At 68.3% G+C, this 20,445-nt stretch carries 19 protein-coding genes; 3 read left to right on the top strand and 16 right to left on the bottom strand.

Annotated features, from left to right (window positions below; translation table 11 throughout):
* Positions 1 to 76: 76 nt before the first annotated feature.
* From SOM10_RS01780 to SOM10_RS01755, 6 genes are all read right to left on the bottom strand, one after another.
* A complete protein-coding gene (locus SOM10_RS01780) occupies positions 77 to 841 on the bottom strand; it encodes a class I SAM-dependent methyltransferase (RefSeq protein ID WP_320488105.1) in 765 nt (254 codons plus the stop codon).
* Positions 838 to 2,094 carry an MFS transporter gene (locus SOM10_RS01775; protein WP_320488103.1) on the bottom strand — a complete coding sequence of 419 codons (1,257 nt, stop codon included), beginning with the start codon at positions 2,092 to 2,094 and terminating at the stop codon, positions 838 to 840. Before SOM10_RS01775 ends, SOM10_RS01780 begins: the two co-directional genes overlap by 4 nt.
* Complete coding sequence (locus SOM10_RS01770) at positions 2,091 to 2,867, bottom strand: fumarylacetoacetate hydrolase family protein (protein ID WP_072591169.1); 777 nt, start codon at positions 2,865 to 2,867, stop codon at positions 2,091 to 2,093. The genes SOM10_RS01775 and SOM10_RS01770 overlap by 4 nt, the downstream gene beginning before the upstream one ends.
* A 78-nt stretch (positions 2,868 to 2,945) precedes the next feature.
* The gene (locus SOM10_RS01765; RefSeq protein ID WP_320488101.1) at positions 2,946 to 4,046 is read right to left on the bottom strand and encodes a branched-chain amino acid aminotransferase; all 1,101 of its coding nucleotides are present in this window, start codon (positions 4,044 to 4,046) and stop codon (positions 2,946 to 2,948) included.
* A gap of 60 nt (positions 4,047 to 4,106) precedes the next feature.
* Positions 4,107 to 5,150, bottom strand: coding sequence for a 3-isopropylmalate dehydrogenase (locus tag SOM10_RS01760; RefSeq protein ID WP_320488100.1), 1,044 nt, complete (start codon positions 5,148 to 5,150; stop codon positions 4,107 to 4,109).
* 75 nt (positions 5,151 to 5,225) lie between these two features.
* Entirely contained in the window at positions 5,226 to 6,761 is a 1,536-nt protein-coding gene (locus SOM10_RS01755; RefSeq protein ID WP_295100319.1) for an MFS transporter, read from the bottom strand.
* A gap of 112 nt (positions 6,762 to 6,873) precedes the next feature.
* Between SOM10_RS01755 and SOM10_RS01750 the strand changes: the two genes are divergently transcribed.
* Positions 6,874 to 7,419: a TetR/AcrR family transcriptional regulator gene (locus tag SOM10_RS01750; protein ID WP_053095865.1), complete on the top strand. Its 546-nt coding sequence runs from the start codon at positions 6,874 to 6,876 to the stop codon at positions 7,417 to 7,419.
* A gap of 72 nt (positions 7,420 to 7,491) precedes the next feature.
* On the opposite strand, the gene serA is transcribed toward SOM10_RS01750, so the two are convergent.
* The 3 genes from serA to SOM10_RS01735 form a co-directional block, all read right to left on the bottom strand.
* Positions 7,492 to 9,096, bottom strand: a complete 1,605-nt coding sequence (serA, locus tag SOM10_RS01745) for a phosphoglycerate dehydrogenase (protein WP_053095864.1) — start codon at positions 9,094 to 9,096, stop codon at positions 7,492 to 7,494.
* Between the two features lie 114 nt (positions 9,097 to 9,210).
* Positions 9,211 to 9,561 carry a hypothetical protein gene (locus SOM10_RS01740; protein ID WP_056278633.1) on the bottom strand — a complete coding sequence of 117 codons (351 nt, stop codon included), beginning with the start codon at positions 9,559 to 9,561 and terminating at the stop codon, positions 9,211 to 9,213.
* Positions 9,558 to 10,079: a hypothetical protein gene (locus tag SOM10_RS01735; protein WP_056279044.1), complete on the bottom strand. Its 522-nt coding sequence runs from the start codon at positions 10,077 to 10,079 to the stop codon at positions 9,558 to 9,560. The genes SOM10_RS01740 and SOM10_RS01735 overlap by 4 nt, the downstream gene beginning before the upstream one ends.
* Positions 10,080 to 10,156: 77 nt before the next feature.
* On the opposite strand from SOM10_RS01735, the gene SOM10_RS01730 reads away from it, so the two are divergent.
* Complete coding sequence (locus tag SOM10_RS01730) at positions 10,157 to 11,086, top strand: hypothetical protein (protein ID WP_320488099.1); 930 nt, start codon at positions 10,157 to 10,159, stop codon at positions 11,084 to 11,086.
* 67 nt (positions 11,087 to 11,153) lie between these two features.
* On the opposite strand, the gene ilvC is transcribed toward SOM10_RS01730, so the two are convergent.
* From ilvC to SOM10_RS01695, 7 genes are all read right to left on the bottom strand, one after another.
* The gene (gene ilvC / locus SOM10_RS01725) at positions 11,154 to 12,203 is read right to left on the bottom strand and encodes a ketol-acid reductoisomerase (protein ID WP_072592268.1); all 1,050 of its coding nucleotides are present in this window, start codon (positions 12,201 to 12,203) and stop codon (positions 11,154 to 11,156) included.
* Positions 12,204 to 12,228: 25 nt separating this feature from the next.
* The gene (gene ilvN / locus SOM10_RS01720) at positions 12,229 to 12,738 is read right to left on the bottom strand and encodes an acetolactate synthase small subunit (RefSeq protein ID WP_056278631.1); all 510 of its coding nucleotides are present in this window, start codon (positions 12,736 to 12,738) and stop codon (positions 12,229 to 12,231) included.
* Between the two features lie 2 nt (positions 12,739 to 12,740).
* A complete protein-coding gene (locus tag SOM10_RS01715; protein WP_320488096.1) occupies positions 12,741 to 14,543 on the bottom strand; it encodes an acetolactate synthase large subunit in 1,803 nt (600 codons plus the stop codon).
* 61 nt (positions 14,544 to 14,604) lie between these two features.
* Positions 14,605 to 16,323 carry a dihydroxy-acid dehydratase gene (gene ilvD, locus SOM10_RS01710; protein ID WP_053095858.1) on the bottom strand — a complete coding sequence of 573 codons (1,719 nt, stop codon included), beginning with the start codon at positions 16,321 to 16,323 and terminating at the stop codon, positions 14,605 to 14,607.
* A gap of 9 nt (positions 16,324 to 16,332) precedes the next feature.
* Entirely contained in the window at positions 16,333 to 17,127 is a 795-nt protein-coding gene (gene otsB, locus SOM10_RS01705) for a trehalose-phosphatase (RefSeq protein WP_320488095.1), read from the bottom strand.
* A 63-nt stretch (positions 17,128 to 17,190) separates the two neighbouring features.
* Positions 17,191 to 18,600, bottom strand: a complete 1,410-nt coding sequence (locus tag SOM10_RS01700) for an alpha,alpha-trehalose-phosphate synthase (UDP-forming) (RefSeq protein ID WP_056278630.1) — start codon at positions 18,598 to 18,600, stop codon at positions 17,191 to 17,193.
* A 51-nt stretch (positions 18,601 to 18,651) separates the two neighbouring features.
* Positions 18,652 to 19,923: an MFS transporter gene (locus tag SOM10_RS01695; protein ID WP_320488094.1), complete on the bottom strand. Its 1,272-nt coding sequence runs from the start codon at positions 19,921 to 19,923 to the stop codon at positions 18,652 to 18,654.
* A 237-nt stretch (positions 19,924 to 20,160) separates the two neighbouring features.
* Here SOM10_RS01695 and SOM10_RS01690 point away from each other — a divergent pair, with 237 nt between their 5' ends.
* Positions 20,161 to 20,442, top strand: a complete 282-nt coding sequence (locus SOM10_RS01690; protein WP_053095855.1) for a hypothetical protein — start codon at positions 20,161 to 20,163, stop codon at positions 20,440 to 20,442.
* Positions 20,443 to 20,445 lie beyond the last annotated feature (3 nt).

The raw sequence follows: 20,445 nt of genomic DNA, 5'->3' as shown, positions 1-20,445 counted from the left end.
CAGGTGCTCCTCGGTGCCGCGCTCACGGAGGCGGTCGCGGCACCGGGGAGCCCTGGGCATTCTGCCCTGGGCGGTCTCAGCCTCGCGGCGCGACGGCGACCGCCGCAGCATGCGCCAGCGGCAGGCGTCCGGCGATCGACCGCTCGGCGCACACGAACTCGAAGGCCGCGCGGAACGAGCGCCGACCGGCGTCGTCGAGCGCACGGTAGAACTGACCGGCTCCCCCGACGCCTCCCTCGGCGGACGCCCACAGCGCGGTCGCATCGGCCGACCACGTCCAGGTGATCTCAGACACCTGCGGGCGCGGCCAGCCCGCGTCGTCGAGCATCCTCGCGAAGCCGTCGACGGTGCGCTCGAAGTCCTTCTCCGGCGGCAGTCGCTCCCCCGTCGCAGGAATGAGTGCCGCACGCTCGCACACCTCCCGCCAGAGCCAGGTGGGCGAGTTCGTCCAGATCGTCGCCGACACCAGATCTACGGAGACGCGGAGGAGCTCCGCCGCGGATGCTCGGGGGTCGGCGACGTGGTTCAGCACGAAGTTCGCCACGACGACGTCGAACTGGCCGTCCTCGAAAGGCAGGTCAGGCAGCGTTCCGTCGCGCACCGGAATCTCGGGATGCTCGCGCAGCGCGACGTCTCGCATCGTCGGCTCGGGCTCGCATCCGGTCGCATCCCAGCCGGCATCGGCGAATGCGGCCGTGAGCATTCCTGTGCCCGACCCCACGTCGAGCAGCGTCCGTTTCCCAGGGGTTCCGAACGCTCCGAGCAGGGCCTCCGCGGTCCCGACGCAGAGCGACGCGTAGGAGTCGGCGTATGCGCGCCCGGTGCCCGTCCAGTCCTTCATCCGCGCGAGCGGCCGAGCGGCGACAGCGCGACGATGGCGATGACGATCACCGATGCCGCGATCCCGAGCCCTGCGTACTGGAAGTTCGCGAGCACCACACCCGCGAGCACAGCGCCTGCTGCGGCCGAGAGGCTCATCAGCGAATCGCTGCGGCCCTGCCTGCGCGTGCGGATCTCGGGGGCACTCGACTCGGTCAGCAGCGCGGCCCCTGCCACCGTCGCCGCGCTCCATCCGAGTCCCAGCAGGATGAGAGCGACGATCACGCCCCACTCCCGATCGTTCGCGAAGACGGCGAAGGCGAGCGCCCCGCCGAGAAGGATCTGACCCAGCAGAACCACGCGCAGCCGGCCCCATCTGTCGGCGAGGATGCCGAAGACGGGTGACAGCGCGTACATGCCTCCGACGTGCAGGGCGATCGTGATGCCCACGAGAGCCGAGACATCGGCCGGGGTGGGCGCCATGCCGTGTGCACCGTGCGCCATGTGGGCGAGGTGGACAGGGGTCATCGCCATGACGGAGGCCATCACCACGTGCGAACCGGCCACCGCGAACATCGCGTAGCGCGCGACCACAGGTCGGTCGGCGAAGACGGCGCCCGTCGCCTTCGCGGCCGCCGAGGCGAGCCGCTGCGCTGCCAGAAGCGGGTCGGGCCGGAGCGCCACGAGGTACAGGACGAGCGCGACGCACTGAGCGACGAACGAGAAGGCGTAGGAACCGGTCTGTGGCGGCATGCCGATCGCCGCCCCGACGATCTCCCCCGGCCCCAGCAGCAACGGCCCAGCGACACCGCCGATGGTGGTCGCCCAGACCACGATCGAGAGATCCCTTCCGCGATGCTGCGGTGCGGCGAGGTCGGTCGCGGCGAACCGCGACTGCAGATTGCCCGCATTGCCGGCGCCGATCATCAGGATGCCGACGAGCAGCAGCGGGAACACCCGCAACGACGCCGCGAGGATCACCACCGCGATGCCGACGAGTGCGAAAAGATTTCCCAAGGTGAGGGCTCGGCGTCGGCCCATCTTGGCAGCCAGGCGCGCGAGCGGGATGGCGCACAGCGCGGCCCCGAGGGTGACCGACGCCGTCGCGAGCCCCGAGAGGGCGTCGCTGCCCGAGATGTCGGCCGCAAGCAGAGCGCCGAGAGACACCGTCGCCCCGAATGCGATCCCGCCCAGCACCTGCCCTGTGGAGAGAACCAGCACGGTTCGCCGCTGCACCGCCGCCTGCTGAGCAGCCGTGAGGGCGACGACGGTCATGACGCGCGCACGGCGTCGCGCACGGTGTTGCGCAGGATACCCAGTCCGGTGATCTCGACCTCGACGGTGTCCCCGGCGACGAACTCCCCCACACCTGCCGGCGTACCCGTGAGGATGACGTCGCCGGGGAGCAGCGTGAAGGCCGCCGAGGCATGCTCGATGATCGCCTCGACCGAGTGGATCATGTCGGTGAGCGGGGCCTTCTGCCGCACCTCGCCGTTGATGCGGGTCTCGATCGTCGCGACCGAGGGGTCGAAGTCGGTGCTGATGGTCGGGCCGAGAGGGCAGAAGGTGTCGAAGCCCTTCGCCCGAGCCCACTGACCGTCCTTGCGCTGGAGGTCACGCGCGGTGACGTCGTTGGCGATCGTGTAGCCGAGCACGTGATCGAGGGCATCCGCGGCCTTCACGTTCTTCGCGACCCTACCGATCACGACAGCGAGCTCACCCTCGTACTCGGTCTGCTCCGAGATCGAGGGGCGCACGATGGCGTCTCCCGGGCCGATGACGGCGGTGTTGGGCTTGAGGAACAGCAGCGGCTCCTCGGGGGCGACTCCGCCCATCTCGGCGGCGTGATCGTGGTAGTTCTTGCCGACGCAGACGATCTTGGAGCGCGGGATCACCGGAGCGAGGATCACCGCGTCCGCGATCGGCACCCGGTCACCCGTGGGCTCGTAGCCCGCGAAGAGCGGATCGCCGGAGAGGACGACGAGGTCGGTGTCATCGACGATCCCGAAGAGGATGGCGTCGTCATGGCTGAATCGGGCGATCTTCATGCCACCAGCCTATCCAGCGTGATGCACGACGAGACCCCGCTGCACGGAAGCGCAGCGGGGTCTCGAGAGTACGAAGGCTCAGGCGTCGAGCCGCAGAAGCCAGCCGTGCTTGTCCTCACGGCGGCCGTACTGGATGTCGGTGAGCTCTTCGCGCAGCGACAGGGCCAGTTCGCCGAGCGGCTGCGGCTCATCGAAGCCCTCGCCGACGAGAGCACCGATGGGAGTCACGACGGCGGCGGTGCCGCAGGCGAAGACCTCGACGATATCGCCTGAGGCCACACCCTCGCGCCACTCGTCGATGGAGATCGGACGCTTCTCGACCGCGTAGCCGCGGTCTTCGGCGAGCTGCAGCAGCGAATCGCGTGTGATCCCCTCGAGGATGCTGTCGGACTCGGGCGTCACGACGCGGCCGTCTTTGAAGACGAACACGACGTTCATGCCGCCGAGCTCCTCGACGTTGCGCTGCTCGTTGAGGAACACGACCTGGTCGCAGCCCTTCGCGCTCGCCTCACTCTGCGCGAGCAGGCTCGAGGCGTAGTTGCCGCCGGTCTTCGCCTTGCCGGTGCCGCCCTTGCCGGCACGGGCGTAGTCCTCGGAGAGCCAGATCCGCACGGGCTTCACTCCCCCGGTGAAGTACGCTCCGGCTGGGCTGGCGATCACGTAGTACGCGACCTTCTGAGCCGCGCGAACACCGAGGAAGGCCTCCCTGGCGAACATGAACGGACGCAGGTACAGGCTCTGGTCGGCACCTGAGGGAACCCAGCGACCGTCGACCGCGATGATCTCGCGCAGCGACTGGATGAAGTACTCGGTGGGCAGCTCCGGGAGCGCGAGTCGACGCGCGCTGGCCTGCAGTCGTGCCGCGTTGCGGTCGGGGCGGAACGTGTGGATCGAGCCGTCGGCGTGACGATAGGCCTTGATGCCCTCGAAGATCTCCTGGGCGTAGTGCAGCACGGACGCGGCCGGGTCGAGCGGGATGGGTCCGTAGGGCTGCACGCGCGGTCGGTGCCATCCGCCCTTGACGGACCAGCAGATGTCGACCATGTGGTCGGTGAACACGACACCGAACCCCGGGTTCTCGTGAACCTCGGCGACCCGACCGGGCGTCGCGGCGGTCAGGTTCTTGGTCACAGCGAACTCCAGCGGAGCCACGGTGGTCTCGGCGTCGATGGTCGTCATCTCGTCATCCATTCCTCATGCGGCGCGCATCCTCGCGCCGTCTCAGCCTACGCCTGTCGGTCAGAGCAGAGCAGCGATCGCGGAGCCGGTCTCCGCGGTCGTGCGCGCACCCGTGCGGGTCGCGATGTCGGATTCGACGGCGGCACTCACTCGAGCGGCCTCCGCTCCGAGTCCGAGGTGGTCGAGCAGCAGCGCGACCGACAGGATCGCCGCGGTGGGGTCGGCCTTCTGCTGCCCCGCGATGTCGGGAGCCGAGCCGTGCACCGGCTCGAACATCGACGGGAAGGTGCCGTCGGGGTTGATGTTGCCCGATGCGGCGAGTCCGATGCCGCCGGTGACAGCGCCTGCGAGATCGGTGAGGATGTCGCCGAAGAGGTTGTCGGTGACGATCACGTCGAAGCGCGAGGGATCGGTGACGAGGAAGATCGTCGCGGCATCGACGTGCAGGTAGTCGACGGACACGTCGGGATGCTCGGACGCGACCTCGTCGACGACGCGCTGCCAGATGGCGCCGGCGTGCACGAGCACGTTCGTCTTGTGCACGAGGGTGATCTTCTTGCTGCGACGTTCGGCGAGATCGAACGCGTATCGCACGACCCGCTCGACACCGAATGCCGTGTTCACGGACGTCTCGTTGGCGACTTCGTGCGGTGTGCCCTTGCGGATCGCGCCGCCGTTGCCGACGTACGGCCCCTCAGTGCCCTCGCGGACGACGACGAAGTCGATCTCGCCGGGATTCGCGAGCGGACCCGAGGCACCGGCGAAGAGCTTGGACGGACGCAGATTGACGTAATGATCCAGCGTGAAGCGGAGTTTCAGCAGCAGGCCGCGCTCGATGTTCGCGTCCTTCAGGCGCGGGTCTCCTGGCGTGCCGCCGACCGCGCCGAGCAGGATCGCGTCGTGTTCGGAGATCGACTGCAGATCATCGTCGGTGAGAGTGTCGCCCGTCTCGAGGAAACGGGCGGCGCCGAGCGAGAAGCGCGTCTTGTCGAACGTCACATCGCTCGATGCGGTGACCGCGTCGAGGACCTTCTCGGCCTCGGCGACGACCTCTGGGCCGATTCCGTCACCGGGGATGACGGCCAGCTTCACGACACGCGACATGACACTCCTTGCATCGGGATGGACCGGCCGACGCTCGGATGCATGCCGAGCGGGCCGGTCCTCCCAGCGTACTGGTCAGTGCGAGGGCGCCTTGCGCAGTGTGACGGCGGCGATCACCCCGGCCACGATCACCAGGCCTGCGCCGATCAGCGAGGTCACCAGGACACCCGATCCGAAGGCGGCGGCAGCCGCATCCCACAACGCGTCTCCGAGCTGCGCGGGCAGATCCTTCGCGGCAGTGTAGGCGCCGGCCAGCGTCTCCGTCGCGGCGTGCGCCGCCTCCGCTGGGATGCCGGAGGGAATCACCAGCGCCCCGCGGTAGAACGCGGTGATCAGGCCGCCGAGGACGGCGGTGCCGAGCACCGCTCCCAGCTCGTAGGCGGTCTCGGAGACGGCGCTGGCCGCGCCCGCCTTCTCGGCCGGAGCACTGGACAGGATCAGCTCATTCGAGATCGTCTCCGCCGCCCCGATGCCGATGCCCAGCACCACGAAGGCGATGATCAGCGGAGCGACGCCGTGATCCGCCGTCGTGAACGCGACCAGGAGGTAACCGGCGACAGAGAACGCGAGACCCGCGGGCACGAGCACGTGCGGTGGCACTCGCCGTGAGATCGGCACGACCGAGAGGCCGGCGACGATCATCGCGGCCATTCCGGGCACGAGCGCTGCGCCGGCCGTCATCGGCGAGAGGCCGAGGACGAGCTGCAGGTGCTGCGACACGAAGTAGAGGAAGCCCACGAGCGCCACGACGCTCAGGAGGTTCACGAGGATCGCCCCCGAGAAGGAGCCCCGGCGGAACAGCTGCATGTCGAGCATCGGGACCTCGGCTGCGAGCTGACGTCGCACGAAGAGATACCCCATCGCGATGCCGAGCAGCGCCCACGCCCCCGCCGTGAGACTGGGGCCGTCGACGGCGAGCGACTTGATCGCGTAGACGACCGGGATCATCGCTGCCATCGAGAGCATGATGCTGACGATGTCGATGCGTCCGGGGTGCGGGTCACGGCTTTCGGGAACGAGCAGCGGCGCCGCGATGAGGAGCGGGATCAGCACGGGCACGGCGATCAGGAAGACCGAGCCCCAGTCGAAGTGCTCGAGCAGGAAGCCGCCGACGATAGGCCCGAGGGCCGAGCCCGCGGAGAACGCCGACGCCCAGACCGCGATGGCGAGGCGCCGCTGATCGCGGTTCGTGAAGATCGAGCGCAGCAGCGAGAGGGTCGACGGCATCAGCATCGCACCGAAGAAGCCGAGCAGCGCTCGCGCGGCGATGAGAAGACCTGCCGTGGGGGCGAACGCAGCGAGTGCCGACACGGCCGCGAAGCCGGTCGCGCCGATCAGCAGCATCCGACGACGCCCGAAGCGGTCTCCGAGTGTGCCCATGGTCACGAGCAGCCCGGCGAGCACGAGCGGATACACATCGATGATCCACAGCTGCTCCGCTCCGGTGGGCGCGAGCGCGATGGAGATCTCGGGCAGCGCGAAGCTCAGCACCGTGTTGTCCACCGACACCAGGAGCACCGGCAGCATGAGCACGACGAGTGCCGCCCAGCCACGGGCGCCGACGCGGGGAGCATCCGTCTCTGTCGTCGGGATCGACGCAGTACGGGTCATGGAACACCTCTCAGGATCACGACGGCATCGTTACTAAACCGTCCAGATGGTATAGTAACAGAATCGTCATACGGCCGCGCTACTGTGAATCGAGACGAACAGAGGATCCCCGATGCCCCGACCTCCCCTCGCCCGCGAACGCGTCCTGGACGCCTTCGAATCGATCGTCATCGAAGACGGTGAGCGGGCGGCCACGTTGGATGCGACAGCGAAGGCCGCCGGCGTGTCGAAGGGCGGCCTCCTCTATCACTTCGGCTCGAAGGACGAGCTGGCAGCGGGCCTCATCGAGCGCCTCGATGCGCTCACCACTCTGGATCTCGAGCGGATGACCTCGGCCGAAGAGGGCCCCGTCGCGTACTACGTGCGCACCTCCGTGATGGAGGACGACGCGTTGGACCGCGTCCTCATCGCCGCCACCCGCCTGGCCCAAGGCGGCTCGGCACCCGCTGCCGACGCGCTGCGACGCAACCGCGACCGCTGGGAGGACACGATCCGTCCTCATGTGCGGGATGCCGCGAGCCTCGATCTCGTGATGCTGCTCAGCGACGGTCTGTATTTCAACAACTCGCTCGATGTGCACGGTCCCGAACGCCTGGTGCCGAGAAGTGACGAGCTGTCCGACCTGATCGCGCTCGTGCTGCGCGCCACCGCTCCCTGAGGCCGGGAACGACAGAGCGGGAGGAGCGACCTCCCGGCCGCTCCTCCCGCTCTGTCGGAGTCTCCCCTGCGATCAGACCTCGGTGATCTCGATCTGACGGAACAGGTCTGCGTCGATCTCGTTGCGCAGGTCGTCGAGCAGATCGTCCGAGACCGGCGAGTCGAGGGTGAGAACGCTGAGCGCCTGATCGCCCGCCCCCAGGCGCGAGATCTGCATGCCTGCGATGTTGATACCGGCCTCGCCGAACTTCTGACCGTAGACCGCGACGATGCCGGGACGGTCGGTGTAGAGCATCACGACGTGGTGCTTCTCGATCGGCAGCTCGAGGGCGTGGTCATTGATGGCGACCAGCTTCTCGGCCTGCTTGGGGCCCGTGAGGGTGCCCGACACCGACAGCTGCGTGCCGTCCGAGAGCGCTCCGGCCAGAGTGATGACGTTGCGGTACTCGTCGCTCACGTCGTCCTTGAGCAGACGGACCGCGATACCGCGCTGGTCGGCGAGCAGCGGTGCGTTGACGTACGACACGGTCTCGCTGACGATGTTCGTGAAGACGCCCTTGAGCGCGGCGAGCTTCAGCACGCTCACGTCGTAGTCGTTGAGCTCGCCGTGCACCTCGACATCGAGGCTCGTGAGAGGCGACGTCGCGAGCGCCGCGAAGATCTGGCCGAGCTTCTCGACGAGCGAGATGCCGGGGCGCACATACGGGTCGATGACTCCCCCGGCCACGTTGACCGCATCGGGAACGAGGTCGCCGCCCAGCGCGAGGCGCACGGAACGCGCGACCGAGACCCCGGCCTTCTCCTGCGCCTCCTCCGTGCTGGCACCCAGGTGCGGAGTGACGACGACGTTCGGGAGGTCGAGCAGCGGACGAGCAGTTCCGCCCTCGGCCGGGGGCTCGGAGGTGAAGACGTCGAGACCCGCACCCGCGATCTCACCGGCGACGAGGGCCGCGTGCAGCGCTTCCTCGTCGATGAGGCCACCGCGGGCGACGTTGACGACGAAGGCCGTGGGCTTCATGGCCGTGAACTGCTCGGCACCGATCATGCCGGTCGTCTCCGGCGTCTTCGGCATGTGGATCGTGAGGAAGTCCGCCTCTGCGACGAGCTCGTCGAGCGAGAGGAGCTGCACACCGAGCTGCTGCGCGCGGGCCGAGGTGACGTAGGGGTCGTAAGCGACGACGCGCATGTCGAACGCGGCGAGGCGCGCGGCGACGAGAGCTCCGATGCGGCCGAGGCCGACGATGCCGACCGTCTTCTCGAAGAGCTCGGCTCCCGTGAACGAGCTGCGCTTCCACTGACCGGCCGCGAGCGACGCGTGTGCGGCGGGGATGCGACGGGCGAGGCTGAGGATGTGGCCGACCGTCAGCTCGGCGGCCGAGACGATGTTCGAGGTCGGCGCGTTGACCACCATGACACCCGCGGCGGTGGCCGCCTTGATGTCGACGTTGTCGAGCCCGACGCCCGCGCGGGCGACGACCTTGAGCTTCGGAGCGTGGGTGAGCGCCTCTTCGTCGATGTGCGTCGCCGAACGGATGAGCACCGCGTCGGCATCCGCGAGCGAGGCGAACAGCGCTTCGCGGTCGGTGCCGTCGACGTTGCGAACGTCGAAGTCGGGGCCGAGGGCCTCGATCGTGGCGGGAGAGAGAACTTCAGCGATGAGCACGACGGGCTTCGGCACAGGGATCCTTCGGGGCAGCGCGACAGGGGGCCGATGCGCCGCACACCGTGGGGGCGCGATCACTTCAACTGTACCCGAGCGGCTCCGCTGCTCCGTGCCGTGTGACGCCGTCTGTCAGAGAGCGACGGTCACGAGATCGGACATGTTGAGGATGCTGTAGCCGATCAGGCTCAGCCAGAACACCGCCACGACGCCGAGACCCGCCAGCAGCACCAGAGCGAGCTCGCCCGCGCGTCGCCGTCGCCCGATCACGTACGCGAACACGAAGACGAGCGCCGGGAACACCACTCCGAAGAGAAGGGTCACCCAGCCGATGCCGGTGAGTCCGCTCTGGGCCATGGAGACGAGATGAGCGACGGCATTCCAGATCGCATAGGCGTAGAAGAGTCCTGCGACTCCGAGCACGAGTGCGTTGAGCCACCGCGGGGAGGCGGAGGTCGCCGGAGAGGTCGACTGCTCGGTCATGATCCGATCACCCCCACCGTCACGAAAGGCCAGGGCACGAGCAGCACGACTCCGAGCAGCAGCAGTCCGACCCGGACCCACGTCGCCTTCGCACGGGTCAAGACCCACACCGCGAGGAACCAGAGCGCGGGCGCCGCGACCGCGAGCACGAACCACGGCACGTACATGGCATCGGCCACGATCAGATTGGCCAGCGGCTTCAGCCGCAGCCCTCCGACGACCCAGCCGATGCTGTACAGGAGGTATACGCCGCCGACGACCCCGAGGGTCAGCAGCATCGCGGTGCTCAGGTGTGCTGATTCCTGCTCGTCCGGCATCGTGACGGTGCCGTCGGTCTCGACGCGACCGACGGCCTCGCTGCCGCGGCCGACGGCGTTCCAGCCGTCCGGCAGCGCCGCATCATCGGCGTGATCCCGCTGGGTGGACGCCTCGCTCTCAGAGCGCTTCGGAGTGCGCGCCTTCGGCGCGACGCCGTCGTCGCCGTCCCAGCTCAGGGCATCGTCGGAGTCGGAAGTCATGTCCCCAGCGTAGGACACGTCGTCCACTATGCTCGGGGGCATCTGGGCCACCGCGGCCCTCTCCGGAAGGGAAGCCAGTGGCCGAGCAGAACGACAGGGTCGACCAGAGCACACCGGGCGGAGCCGACGAGCCCGCCGCGGGATGGAAGCCGACAGCCGCGGCGAAGTCGCGGGCGACGACCTTCCGCTGGATCGCCGCGGTCCTGTGGGGTCTCGCCATCGCGGCCGAGGCGGTGTCGATCTTCTGGCTGCTCCGCCAGCGCGAGTACGTCGGCGAGGACGGCACGCTCGTGCGCGACCCCGACACGGGCCTCCTGGAAGAGCAGGGCGTCACGGCGCAGTTCCCGCAGTGGGCGTTCGTCACGCTTCTCGTCCTGCTCGTGCTCATCGCCGCGCTCGCGATCACCGGCTCGCTGCTCTGGAAGAAGGCGAACAGGCTCGACCCCGCGCGCCGATCCGAGACCGTGCGCTTCTTCGTGCAGAACCAGCTCGGCGCGATCATCGCGGTCGTGGCCTTCCTCCCCCTGGTGATCCTGATCTTCCTCAACAAGGACATGAGCAAGGGGCAGAAGACGACGGCCGGCATCGTCGGCGTGGTCCTCGCCCTGCTCGCCACAGTGATCGGTGTCGACTTCAACCCGCCGTCCGTCGAGAAGTACACGGCCGACCAGTCGGCGGTCATCCTGATGCTCGGAAAGGACGAGGTCGTGTGGGTCGACGGCGGTGCGGTCTACCACGTGTGCGATGAGGTCTCCGACATCCAGACCGGCAGCGAGAAGCGCACCGGCACCACGGCTGAGGCCGTGGGGGCCGGCAAGAGCCGCCTCACGCTGAAGTTCGCCTCCGAGCTGCGCACCTGCGGTCTCGCCGTGCCCGAGAACGCCGACGAGATCGAGGACGCGTTGCGCGAGATCCAGGGCGGAGCGGTCGACACTCTTCTGCCCGCGCCGGTATGGGCCGACCCCGCCGACGCCCCGATCGAGGTCGAGGAGGCTGCGGCGGAGTGACCCGCAGAACCGCGAGAAGGGGCCCGGTGCGATCCGCACCGGGCCCCTTCTCTTCGACCGTCTCAGATCAGCGCGCAGCGCTGCCGTCGACGTAGTCTTCGTCCTGCTGCTTCCATGCGAAGAGCGAACGCAGCTCCTTGCCGGTGGCCTCGATCGGGTGCGTCTCCTCCTTGGCACGCAGTGCCAGGAACTCCTCGGCGCCGTTGTCCTGGTCGTCGATGAAGCGCTTCGCGAAGTTGCCGTTCTGGATGTCCGCGAGGATCGCCTTCATCGACTCCTTGACCTCGGGGGTCACGACGCGGGGACCCGAGACGTAGTCGCCGTACTCAGCAGTGTCGGAGACCGACCAACGCTGCTTCGCGATGCCGCCCTCCCACATGAGATCGACGATGAGCTTCAGCTCGTGCAGCACCTCGAAGTACGCGATCTGCGGCTGGTATCCCGCTTCGGTGAGCGTCTCGAAGCCGGCCTGCACGAGGTGGCTGACGCCACCGCACAGCACGGCCTGCTCGCCGAACAGGTCGGTCTCGGTCTCTTCGGTGAAGGTCGTCTTGATGACGCCGGCACGGGTGCCGCCGATGGCCTTCGCGTACGAGAGCGCCGTGGCCCACGCGTTGCCCGATGCGTCCCGCTCGACGGCGATGATGTCGGGGATTCCACGGCCGGCGACGAACTCGCGACGGACCGTGTGACCCGGAGCCTTCGGGGCGACGAGGATCACGTCGACACCCTCAGGAGCATCGATGTAGCCGAAGCGGATGTTGAAGCCGTGCGCGAAGGCGAGCGTCTTGCCCTCGGTGAGGTTCGGTGCGATCGACTCGCTGTAGATCGTGCGCTGGTGCTGGTCCGGCGCGAGGATCATGATGAGGTCGGCCCACTGCGTCGCGTCGGCGACGGTCTTGACCGCGAATCCGGCCTCTTCCGCCTTCGGCGCCGACTTCGACCCCTCCTTGAGGGCGATGGCGACCTCGACACCCGAGTCGCGAAGGTTCTGCGCGTGCGCGTGACCCTGCGAGCCGTAGCCGACGATCGCGACCTTCTTGCCCTGGATGATCGACAGATCGGCGTCTGCGTCGTAGAAGATCTCGGTGCTCACTGGTTTCTCTCCTTGATTGATGTTCGTGTACGTGTGTGAAATCTGGTCAGCCACGCAGGACGCGCTCGGTGATGCTCTTGCCGCCGCGGCCGATGGCGAGGAGGCCCGACTGCGCGATCTCCTTGATTCCGAAAGGCTCGAGGGCGCGGAGCATGGCGTCGACCTTGCCCCGGTCACCGGTGACCTCGATCACCAGCGCGTCGGAGGCGTAGTCCACCACAGAGGCGCGGAACAGGTTCGCCACCTCGATGACGTTCGACCTGGTCGCGTTGTCGGTGCGCACCTTGACGAGCATGTGCTCGCGCTGCACCGAGGTCGGGAAGTCGAGCTCGACGATCTTGATGACGTTGATCAGCTTGTTGAGCTGCTTGGTCACCTGCTCGAGAGGAAGATCCTCGAGGTCGACGACGACCGTGATGCGCGAGATGCCAGGCACTTCGGTCACGCCCACCGCGAGAGAGTCGATGTTGAAGCCGCGGCGTGCGAACAGTCCCGCGACTCGGGTCAGCAGGCCGGGGGTGTTCTCCACGAGGAGGCTCAGCACGTGAGTCGACATGGTCAGTCCTCCTCGTCGAATGCGGGCGCGTGCTCGCGGGCGTACTGGACGTAGCTGTTGCTGACGCCCTGGGGAACCATCGGCCACACCATCGAATCCGCGCTGACGACGAAGTCGATGACGACGGGACGGTCGTTCGTCTCGAGGGCGAGCTTGATCGCCGCGTCCACCTCCTCCTCCTTCTCCACGCGGATCGCGAGGCAGCCATATGCCTCCGCGAGCTTCACGAAGTCGGGGATGCGGACGGTGCCGTGACCGGTGTTGAGGTCGGTGTTCGAGTGGCGACCGTCGTAGAACAGCGTCTGCCACTGGCGCACCATGCCCAGCGACGAGTTGTTGATGATCGCGACCTTGATCGGGATGTTGTTGATCGTGCAGGTGGCGAGCTCCTGATTGGTCATCTGGAAGCAGCCGTCACCGTCGATCGCCCACACCGCACGGTCGGGCTCGGCGACCTTCGCGCCCATCGCAGCGGGAACCGAGTAGCCCATGGTTCCTGCGCCCCCGGAGTTCAGCCAGGCGTTGGGGCGCTCGTACTTGATGAACTGCGCAGCCCACATCTGGTGCTGTCCCACGCCCGCGGCGTAGATGCCCTCCGGCCCGGTCAGCTCACCGATCCGCTGGATCACGTACTGCGGAGCGAGGAGGCCGTCGGTCGTCGGCGCGTACCCGAGCGGGAACTCGTTGCGCAGCCCGTCGAGGTACGACCACCACTCCTCGGTGTCAGGGGTCGTGGTGGTGATCGCGGTGCGGAACGCCGACTCGAGATCGACCAGCACGTCGCGGACGTCGCCCACGATCGGCACGTCTGCGGTGCGGATCTTCGAGATCTCGGCCGGATCGATGTCGACGTGCACGACCTTGGCGTTCGGCGCGAAGAGCGCGGCCTTGCCGGTCACGCGGTCGTCGAACCGCGCCCCGAGGGACACGATCAGGTCGGCCTCCTGCAGCGCCAGCACCGCCGGAACGGTGCCGTGCATGCCCGGCATGCCGAGGTGCTGCTGGTGGGAGTCGGGGAATGCGCCGCGAGCCATGAGTGTGGTCACGACGGGCGCATTCGTGGTCTCGGCGAGGGCGAGCAGCTCGGCAGACGCGCGACCGCGGATCACACCGCCGCCGACGTACAGCACCGGCTTCTTGGCCTCGGCCAGAAGGGCCGCCGCCGCCTGGATCTGCTTGCCGTGCGCTTTGGTCACGGGGCGGTATCCGGGCAGGTCGTACTTGGGAGGCCAGACGAACGGCGCCATCGCTTGCTGGGCGTCCTTCGTGATGTCGACGAGCACCGGACCCGGTCGGCCGGTCGAGGCGATCTCATAGGCCGCCGCGATGGCGCCCGGGATCTCCGACGCATCCTTCACGAGGAACGAGTGCTTCGTGACCGGCATCGTGATGCCGACGATGTCGGCCTCCTGGAACGCGTCAGTGCCCATCAGCGTCGAGAACACCTGCCCGGTGATCGCGAGCAGCGGCACCGAGTCCATGTAGGCGTCGGCGATCGCGGTCACGAGGTTGGTCGCACCGGGACCCGACGTCGCGATGCAGACGCCGACCTTGCCCGAGGACGACGCGTAGCCTTCGGCGGCGTGTCCCGCTCCCTGTTCGTGCCGCACGAGGATGTGCCGCAGCTCGGCGGCGTCCATCAGCGGGTCATAGACCGGGAGGATCGCTCCTCCGGGAAGACCGAAGACGTCCTTGACGCCGAGGAGCTCGAGCGTGCGGACCACGGCCTCGGCTCCGGAGATCTCCGGTGCGGCGGACTTGGGTGCGGGCGGCCTCGGCACAGCCGAGACGGTGTCAGCAGTCATGACACTCCTTCTGGTGGTCTGTTGGCGACGTCGGAGGCTGGGATGCCGGAGCCGACGCGGATCAGCCGGTCGTCGCGCCCTCGGCGGCGGACCGCACGAGTCGCGAGTACTTGGCAAGAACGCCACGGGTATAGCGCGGGGGTAGCGGCTCCCAGCCAGAGCGGCGGGAGGCGAGCTCCGCCTCGTCGACGAGTAGGTCGAGAGAGCGAGCTGCGATATCGACCCGTATCAGATCACCATCGCGCACGAAGGCGATAGGACCTGCGTCCACCGCTTCGGGTGCTATGTGGCCGATGCACAGGCCGGTTGTGCCGCCTGAGAATCGTCCGTCAGTCAAGAGTAGTACATCTTTTCCGAGCCCCGCGCCCTTGATGGCCGCGGTGATGGCGAGCATCTCGCGCATACCGGGTCCGCCCTTCGGACCCTCGTAGCGGATGACGATGACGGTGCCCGCCTCGATCTCGCCGTTGGCCACGGCGTCCATGGCCGCGCGCTCGCGCTCGAACACCCGGGCGGAGCCCTCGAAGACGGCCGCGTCGAAGCCTGCGGTCTTCACGACGGCACCCTCGGGCGCGAGCGACCCGTGCAGGATCGTCAGGCCGCCGGTCGCGTGGATCGGGTTGTCGAAGGTGTGGATGACCTCGCCGTCGATCGGCTGCGGGTCGAGGTCCGCGAGGTTCTCGGCGAGCGTCTTGCCCGTCACGGTGAGCGCGTCACCGTGCAGCAGGCCCTCGTCGAGCATCGCCTTCATGATCACGGGGATGCCGCCGTGGCGGTCGACGTCGTTCATGACGTACTTGCCGAACGGCTTCATGTCCGCGACGTGCGGCACCTTGTCGCCGATGCGGTTGAAGTCGTGCAGGCTCAGCTCGACCTCGGCCTCGCGCGCGATCGCGAGCAGGTGCAGCACGACGTTGGTCGAACCGCCCAGGGCCATCGCGAGGGCGATCGCGTTCTCGAACGCCTCCTTGGTGAGGATGTCGCGGGTCGTGATGCCCTGGCGGAGCAGGTTGACGACGGCCTCGCCGGAACGGTGCGCGAAGTAGTCACGACGACGATCCGCGGCGGGCGGAGCGGCAGAACCGGGAAGGCTCAGGCCCAGGGCCTCGGCGACCGACGCCATCGTGTTCGCCGTGTACATGCCACCGCAGGCGCCCTCACCCGGTGCGATCGCGCATTCGATGCGCTTGAGGTCCTCTTCGCTCATGAGTCCCGCGCGGCAGGCGCCGACGGCCTCGAACGAGTCGATGATCGTGACGTCCTTCTCGGTGCCGTCCGAGAGCTTGACCCAGCCCGGTGCGATGGAGCCGGCGTAGAGGAACACGCTCGACAGGTCGAGCCGGGCGCTGGCCATCAGCATCCCGGGGATCGACTTGTCGCAACCGGCGAGCAGCACCGATCCGTCGAGTCGCTCGGCCATCATCACGGTCTCGACCGAGTCGGCGATGACCTCGCGCGACACGAGCGAGAAGTGCATGCCCTCGTGGCCCATCGAGATGCCGTCCGAGACCGAGATCGTGCCGAACTGCAGCGGGTACCCGCCGCCGGAGTGCACGCCCTCCTTGGCACCCTGCGCGAGCCGGTCGAGGCTCAGGTTGCAGGGTGTGATCTCGTTCCAGCTGGAGGCGATTCCGATCTGGGGCTTGTCCCAGTCGGCGTCGCCCATGCCGACGGCACGGAGCATGCCTCGGGAGGTCGTCGCCTCGATGCCGTCGGTGACGACGCGGCTGCGGGGCTTGATGTCGATGGGCGCGCTGGTGGAGGGATCATGCGAGGACATGACGGAAGTCTATTCCCGCCGGGAGGTGCGCTCGTCCGCGAGCGCCTCCAGAAGCAGGGCGATCTGTTGTGGGTTCTCCACACGAAGCTCGGCGGCGCTCTCCCCCGGTCCCACGCGGACGCCGAGATCGTCGCCGCTGAGCACGCGCATGGCGTCCTCGTCCGTGACGTCATCGCCGGCGAAAAGGATGGCGGTGGCGTCGAAATGCTCGCGCAGCGCGGTCATCGCGGCATCCTTGCCCTCGTTCCGCGACGAGAACTCGAGCACACGGTGCCCCGAGCGGCGTCGCCAGTGCGGGAAGCGCTCCGCGACGAGTGCATCGATCTCGGCGAACACCGCCTTCTCGACCTCCGGTGTGGCCGTGCGGGTGTGCACACCCATTCCGAAGGTCTTGGGCTCGAGCTCCGCTCCCTCGTATCGATCGATGATCGGCCGCGCGGCCTCCCACAGCTCCTCTCGCGACCCCTCCGCGGTGTCGCCGTCGGCCTCGTTGGCGCCGACTCCGGGATACCAGTACTGCGCACCGTGCGATCCGGCCAGCGCGATCAGCGAGTCATCCGTGTGCTCGGTGATCACCCGCAGGTCGTGCATGCTGCGCCCGGAGACGTAGGCGACGACCGTGTCGGGGAGCGCCGCGAGACGGGCGACCTGCACCGCGACCTGGGGAAGAGCCCTGGCGGCCATCGGATCGGGGACGAGCGGAGATGCCGTGCCGTCGAAGTCCAGCGCGACGATCAGTCTGGGTGTGGCGGCGATGGCGCTCAGCGCCGGGTCTGCGGCTCCGGGGGTCCAGCTACGGGTCACAGTGTCTCCAATCGAGGCGGTGTCCTCCCAGTATGACCCGGCGGAACGGTGCGACCCGGCCGATCAGCGTCCGCGGACGTCCGCGAGTGCGCGCAGGAACGACGACGACCACGCGTTCACGTCGTTCTCCAGCACGCGACGTCGCAGCGACCGCATCCGCTTGCCCTGCTCAGCGGGCGTCATGGTGACCGCGGTCATGATCGCGTCCTTCAACCCGGCGATGTCGTGCGGGTTGACGCGCACCGCCTGCCGCAGCTCGTCGGCGGCGCCCGTGAACTCGCTCAGCACGAGCACCCCGCGATTGTCGGCCCGCGTCGCGACGTACTCCTTCGCGACGAGGTTCATGCCGTCGCGCAGCGCGGTCACGAGCATGACGTCGGCGGCGAGGTACAGTGCGACCATCTCCTCGCGCGGGTAGCCCTGGTGCAGATAGCGGATGGCGGTGTGCCCCATGGTGTCGTGATCGCCGTTGATGCGCCCGACCGCGAGTTCGATCTCATCGCGAAGATGCACGTACGCGTCGACACGCTCTCGGCTCGGACTCGCGACCTGCACGAAGGTGACGTCGTCGACGCTCAGCTTGCCGTCTTCGAGGAGCTCGCCGTACGCCTTGATGCGATGCCGGATGCCCTTGGTGTAGTCGAGGCGGTCCACGCCCAGGAGGATCTTCTTCGGGTTGCCGAGGCTCGCTCTTATCTCGGCCGCGCGCGCTCGGACATCGGGGCGTGCCGCGAGCTCGAGGTACGGAGCGGTGTCGATCGAGATCGGGAAGGCCCGAGCGACGGCGGTGCGCGTGCCGCCCCCCTCGGTCGGGATGGTGACCGCCGACCCCTTCACCTCGTGACGCAGACGACGGCGCACAGCGGTCAGGAAGTAGGTGGCGTCCTGTGCGCGCTGGAAGCCGATGACATCAGCGCCGAGCAGGCCTTTGAGCACCTGATCACGCCACGGGAGCTGGGCATAGAGCCCGTGCGCAGGGAACGGGATGTGGTGGAAGTAGCCGATCGTGACATCGGGCCTCAGTTCGCGGATCATCTGCGGCACCAGCTGCAGCTGGTAGTCGTGCACCCAGACGGTGCCGTCCTGTGCGACGACGTCGGCGGCTGCCTCCGCGAAACGGCGGTTGACCTTGACGTACGCCTCCCACCATTCGCGGTGGTACTGCGGCGGCGCGATGACGTCGTGGTACAGCGGCCAGATCGTGTCGTTCGCGAAGCCCTCGTAGTAGTCGGCGACCTCCTCGGCGCTGAGCGGCACCGGGATCAGGTCGATGCCGTTGATCTCGAATCGATCCAGCTCGACATCCGGCTGGCCGGCCCACCCGACCCAGGCTCCGCGCGCACTGCGCATCATCGGCTCGAGTGCGGCGACCAGACCGCCCGGGGAGGTCCGCCACTCCTCGTCTCCGTCAGGACCCACGACCCGGTCGACGGGAAGTCGGTTGGCGACGACGACGAAATCTGCGACTGACATGGGTGAGTGCTCCTGACGATGCAGTGGGGGTGCTCCTCAGGCTACAGAAGCTCAGACCGAGGCTACGCGAGGTCGGGGGCCGCTCAGCCACCAGTTGACAAGCCCGGCGACGAAGGCTATCGCCGCAGAGATGATCGGCAGCACGAGAGCGCTGGTCGTTCCCGCGCTCTCGGCGAGCTCTCCCGCCACGGCCGCGCCGAGGGACTGGCCGACGACGATCCCCGAGCCGAGCATCGTCATCACGGTCGCCGAGCGCCCCAGAGGGCTGCGCGCAGCCCCGAAGCTGTACTGCGTGACGAGGGTCGGGCCGATGCCGATCCCCATGATCCCGAGAGCGATCATCATGGTCGCCGGCGAGTCGACGAGGAGGAGCAGCAGGCTTCCGCCGAGCAGGATGCCGGCGAACAGCAGCCAGCGCGCGCGGAGCGAGAACCGCACCGGGAGCCACGCGACGCCGAGCGCGAGAATCGCCGACCCGACGCCCATCACGCCGTAGAGGAGCCCTGCCTGTTCTGCGGCGCCGCGGTCCGCCATGAAGGAGGTGAGCGATGTGAGCATCGTGCCGAAGAACATGCCGACGCCGAGGATGCCGACGACGACGATCAGCAGACGCGGGCTGAAGAGCTCGGTCACGGCCGACGGCGCCCGCCCGTCCTCGCCTCGGTGCACCGAGACGACACGCGCGCTCGGATGCAGGGCGAACGCGCCCACGATCACGACCGTGAGCACCGCCGCACCGATGAGCGGGGCCCACGGCGCGATGGCGGAGGCGAGGATGCCGACGATGAACGGGCCGAACACGAACACGGTCTCATCGGCGGCGGACTCATACGCCATGGTCCCCGAGACCGTGCGCGTGCGCGCCGCCTCAGGCATCCGATCGGCGATCATCGTCACGAGTCTGGATCGAGACATCGGAGCGACCTGCGGAGCGGTGGCGCCGATGCCGAACGCGGATATCAGCACCAGCGCGTCCGCTCCCCCCGTGTAGACGACGACGGTGAAGAGCACCAGCATCGCCCCGTTGGCGATCGCCAGAATCAGCAGCACCATGCGCTGTCCGAACCGATCGGCGGCGGCGCCGAGCAGAGGTCCGAAGCATGCTGTGCCGAGTCCGACGGCCGCGGAGGTGAGTCCGCCGAGCGAGAGCGAACCGCGCGCCGAGACGACGACCGTGAGCACTCCGACGACCATCATCGCGAACGGAAGCCGGGCGATGAACGCGATGATGAAATACGGGAGCCCCGCGATGCGGAGCAGGCCTCGCTCCTCAGCCGCGGGGATCGGGGCAGGGTGCTCGGGAATGGGAGTTGCGTGTGTCATGGGCTCTCGCGCGTCCGCGGACGCGGGGTCGGGTGCCGCCGCTGTCCGCCGGGAAGCCGGCGGCCGGTAGATACACGGATTGCGGCCGCGGACCAGCCGCGACCCTTCCATGGTAGCGCGGTCGGCGGGACGACGCCTGGGTTCCCGGGCCGCCTCATCGACGGACGGCTCTGACAGATTCCCCGCCGAGTTGTCAAGGCGGGGCGCGACGCAGCCGTCGGCAGGTAGCGTGAAGTCATGAACTACCTCTCGGGCACCGGAATCGTCGGCGCGATCATGACGGGCGTCACTCTGCTCCGCGGATCCCGCGACACCAAGATCACCTGGCGCTCCGCCCTCGCGTGGGTGAGCTGGGGAATCACGCTCGCGCTGTCGATCGGCGCTGTCATCGACACTCGCCGCGCGAAGCAGGGTCGCCCCGTGTCGCCCGATTCGCCGGTCTATGCCAAGCAGCAGAAGGAGCGCGAGAAGGAAGCCAAGAAGCAGCGCTCCGAGGGCGTCAAGCCGATCAAGCGCTGAGTC

The organism is Microbacterium sp. CFBP9023, from assembly GCF_034045055.1.
Classification (GTDB): domain Bacteria; phylum Actinomycetota; class Actinomycetes; order Actinomycetales; family Microbacteriaceae; genus Microbacterium.
Note: the sequence above shows the minus strand (reverse complement) of the source record. Positions and strands in the feature narration are given on the sequence as shown.